Genomic DNA, 4,717 nt, shown 5'->3' on the forward strand with positions numbered 1-4,717 from the left:
ATCCTGGCTTCCGTCACTGTCCGATTTTCGGGGGTATGGCTCAGTAGTTCACTGAATCGAGCAACGCAATCGAGGTCTCTTGAGGGTGTGGCTGTTATCTTGCGATAGATCTTACCGATCCTCGGGAGAGGCGAAAGCACCTCCATCGGGTGGCGCCAATGGTCAAACTGATCTCACATGCCCTGTCGGCTACCCCGTGCTCGGAACTTACCTGAAGGCTGGGCGTGCGGATCTGGCACAGCGGTCGGCCTATACGAAGGGCCAGTAGACGCAAGTCTGTATAGGTTCTGATACGAAATTGCAGAGCTCTGGTGAGCCAAAGCGTTGCCAGAACCCGCCTTGCGCAAGTCCATGTCGCGAGGGAGAGAAGCTACCGATAATCATTATATATCAATATACTATATCAGGACTGTTACAAGAAATGGCGCGTGGCGAACTGAGGTTGCCGCACTTGCGCGACCTGACGAACCGCCATTTTCGTACCGACAGACTTGCCGCCCTCGCGGGGTACTGCCCGCAGACAAATCTCTTGGCAACTTGTTGCAACCCGACCTGCCGTCCTTCGTGGAATGTGATTCCCAACCCGAAAGGCCACGATCCGGTCTGCTGTCACAGGGGCTTTGCAGGCCCTGATCCCATGGCTCGGCCCGAAATCCGGTCACCTTGACGTAATCGCCGTTCTAGATGAACAGCTTTTCGGAAGCGATCTGTCAGGAATGTGAAATGCCGCTGTACAATACGGGTGCCGACCTTTTGTTTTTCGCTCATGTGCCCAAGTGTGCGGGGCTTTCGATTGATCGACATCTGACCGACCGCTTTGGAAAACCGGCACTTTCTGATTTTGGCTACCTGGATTTCCCCGAAGGTTCTCGGTGGACCCGAACCGCGCCGCAGCACATCCCAGCAGATCGCTTACGGCGGCTGTTCCCAAAGGGTTTCGCCGACGCGAGTTTTGCCTTTGTGCGTGATCCTGCGACACGGATCGTATCTGCCTTCCATTACCAACGCGATAAAGAGGGAACGATCCCTGTCGATACGTCACTGAATGACTGGATCGTCGAGCTTCCGAACCTCATTTCCAACGACCAATGGGCCTTCGATGGTCATTTCCAGCCGATGTCACGTTTCATTCCGGACGACGCGACCGTCTTTAAGTTGGAGGATGGATTTGATCCGTTCCTTGACTGGCTGTCACTTCGCTATGGCGCAGGGCCACGCGACATTCCGATCCTCAACGCTGGTTTCAGCGCCGAGCGACTACTCGTCCTTTCCGATCAGGCGCGCGCCGTGATCGAGGACCTCTATGCAGACGATTATCTGCGCTTTGATTATCAGCGCGTGACAACGCGGCGGGATGCGACGCCTTCGGGCAACCGCGCGGACATTCTGCATTCTCTTGGCCTTGGCGCTTTGGGGCGGCGTCAATTCGCACCTGCACGCGACCTGTTCGGCCGCGCACTGGACGCCAATCCTACTCACTCCAATGCCCTTGCCGCCGTGGCGGTTTTGGAGGTGATGACGGAAAATTACCCGACTGCGGCTGAACGCGCAAAGTCAGCTCTGGAGCAGGACAAGTCTCTGGCGGACGCGCATTTGGCGCTGATCCAGGCTCGTTTGATGACGGGCTTCATTGAGGACGCAGATGAGGCGATTTCCAATGCACGTCGCGCGCTGGGTGACCTTCCGGAGCTGGATCTGCAATCATCTCTGATTGCAGGGCGACGTTGCGAATATGATCTTGCTCTGTCCCTCGCCGCAAGCGTCATCGCGCAAGCGGCTGCCAAGGGGGCATCAGTCCTTCGGTCGGAGGCTCAAGCTGTGTGGGGTCGCCTGGTCAAGGCCGCGATGGACGACGTTACCGCCTTTGCCGAGTTGTGCGATGCAGTAGGTCTTGTCCCTGGCCACGGCGCGATTGTTTCACAAGAGCCAGCGCGCGATCCTGTCGTGATCCGACTTGGTACTGGCGGCACGACGAACGACGTGGGTTGTCTTCTGGCAGGCCCCAATCTGGACACAGAATTGCGGGCAATACTCGACACTGCGAAGGGGCGCGATGTGGTGTTCATTCGTGAGCGAGACACATTCGCTGAAGATGCGATCCCCCAGCTTCTGAAGAAGTGGGCGGGATCAGGTTGGGCAGCATTGGGCACCGCCTGGGTCAGTGAGCCATTATTGGCTGCGGCACCCCCGGCTCCTGAACCGCTACGTGCCGCCATTCGCAGGGCTTTCGCTGCGGCCCATGCACCGACATCCCTCTCTATTCTGTTCGGGGGTGCCGTAGTCCTTTCAGCCGAGGCGGTGTCCATCGCCATTGCGCACTGCCAGGACCCGTTCACTGATCTGGATCAGGTCATCCCCGCGATCACACTTGCTGTGGCTGATGCGGGACTGCCGGTCGGGTCTTGGATCGGAGCGCACGCCAGCCCTGCCGGTCGCGTTGACCCAATCCTGTCAGACCGTGCACTTGCAAGCCTTTGCGCGCAAGCAGGCGACCTTCGGGTCATACTTGCGCTGCAGCTTGCGCAAGAGGCTTGCCAGAACAGACGCCTTTCGGTCGCTTTGACCGCCGCCGCTTTGCCCGATCGTCGGAACTTGCTGGCCGCCATGATCCATCAGGAATCCAGTGATCTACCCACGTCCCTACGTTATTCAGCCTTTGCGGCGCTATGGCCAAGCGATCCGGAAACAGCCCTGTCCGCGCTGACGGCGCTGGAGCGGGGTGAGCGCCAGACAGATCTGTTGCCGTTTGATCTGCCGACGTCCGAGCGTCCCATCCTCTCGATCATCATTCCGGCACACAATCATATCGGGGCCACCTATTGCACGCTGTCGTCCCTCCGCCTCCAATCGGTCGCGGTTCCCTTTGAAGTAATCTTGGTTGACGACGGTTCAACCGATGCCACGGCGTCGATTGAAACACGCGTCGGCGGCTTGCGCGTGGTGCGGCACGCCACGGCAAAGCGGTTCATCGCTGCTTGCAACGCGGGCGCTGAGCAAGCGAGGGGTGCTTATCTTCTTTTCTTAAACAACGACACGGAGCCATCTCCGGGCAGTCTGGACGGCCTTATGGACGCCTGTAGAGCAGGCGCGGGCCTTGCCGGCGCGCGTCTCATCCTGCCAAACGGCATCCTGCAAGAAGCAGGCGGCCTATTGGATAATCAGGCCCAGCCCGCCAACTACGGAAGCGGCCGGCATCCTTTGGATCCCCGCTACTCTTACTGTCGCGAAGCGGATTATCTCTCCGGGGCAGCGCTGATGATCTCGCGCGATGTCTGGGACAAGGTAAACGGCTTTTCTACATATCTAGAAGGCATGTACTACGAGGACACTGATTTGGCCTGCAAAGTGCGGGCTTTGGGATTGCCAGTCCGCTACGTGCCGGCAGCCATAGTCATCCATCATGAGGGGACTACGTCGGGAAAGGACATCACCAAAGGGCCCAAGGCATTGCAGGCGATCAACGCGCCTAGGTTCAGGACCCGTTGGGCAGAGTTCCTTAAGAATAACCCACCATCAGACACGCCAATGGAAATTGCGGCAGATCACCGGGCCCGCGGACGCATCTTGTTTGTCGACTATTCCATCCCAAGACCGGACCATGATGCCGGTGGACATGCGAGCTTTGAAGAGATGCGCATGATGTGCGCCGCCGGATGGAAGGTCACTTTCATCGACGCTTCCGCAACATATCTCCCGGGCTATGTGGAGGCCCTGCAAGCCTTGGGGGTCGAGGTCTTGCACAGGCCGTTTGCCACCTCGCCGCTTGCTGCCGTGATAGGCCGCGGGACTACAATCGATATCCTCTATGTCAGTCGCTACTGGCTTGCCCAAGACGTGATACCAATGTTGCGCAAGGTGAACCCCGAAGCGGGCGTGATCGTCAACGTTGCAGACCTGCATTTCTTACGCCAAATGCGCGAGGCACGTGTAAGGGGAGATCTTCCAGCGCTTACGAAAGCACGGGCGGTCAAGATCCAGGAAATAGCCGCACTCGAGCTTGCAGACCTGGTCCTAAGCTACAGCGCGACAGAAAGTGCAATTCTTTGGGAAGCAACCGAAGGGGGTATTGAATCTCGGCTTTGCCCTTGGTCAGATGAGATCGCTTCATCGGCTAAACCTTTGGCCGGTCGGAGTGGCCTTTCGTTTCTGGGCGGGTTCGGACACCCGCCCAACCAACAGGGCCTCACTTGGTTCATCGACGCGGTCCTGCCACGGCTGACGGGCCTGACACTTGATGTTTACGGCTCCGAGGCCGGTGCCGAGATATTGGCCATGGCCTCCTCGCAAGTTCGCATTCAGGGGTATGTCGCCGACGTCTCGACGTGTTTTGACCGACATCGCATCTTTGTGTCGCCATTGCTGGCCGGAGCCGGCGTGAAGGGCAAGGTGATCAAAGCGTTGTGTCATGGTATGCCTAGCGTTCTGTCTCCGATTGCGGCAGAGGGGCTGGGCCTTGTTCATGGCGTTCACGCCTTCATTGCCAAAACACCTGCGGATTGGGCAGAAGCAATTGATTTGCTGTCAAGTAATGATGCCTTGTGGCAGAGAATGTCAGAAGCGGCCCTCGACCATGCCCGGCGACACTATGGGCGCGCCTCTGCGACGGAGGATATGGCAAAGATATTGGCAGATTTGGCGCCACGGACGGCCAAGCGAAATCTTCCAAGCCAGTCATCGGTCCCGTCGCAAGCAGTGCGCGCACCAACACGCGTTACAA

1 protein-coding gene is annotated in these 4,717 nt (G+C 58.3%); it reads left to right on the forward strand.

What is annotated here, in order from left to right:
* Positions 1-723 precede the first annotated feature (723 nt).
* The coding region (locus AC1Y2B_RS23300; RefSeq protein WP_482255510.1) for a glycosyltransferase at positions 724-4,717 on the forward strand (3,994 nt) is incomplete at its 3' end.

The sequence above is a fragment of the Stagnihabitans sp. genome (genome assembly GCF_964946895.1).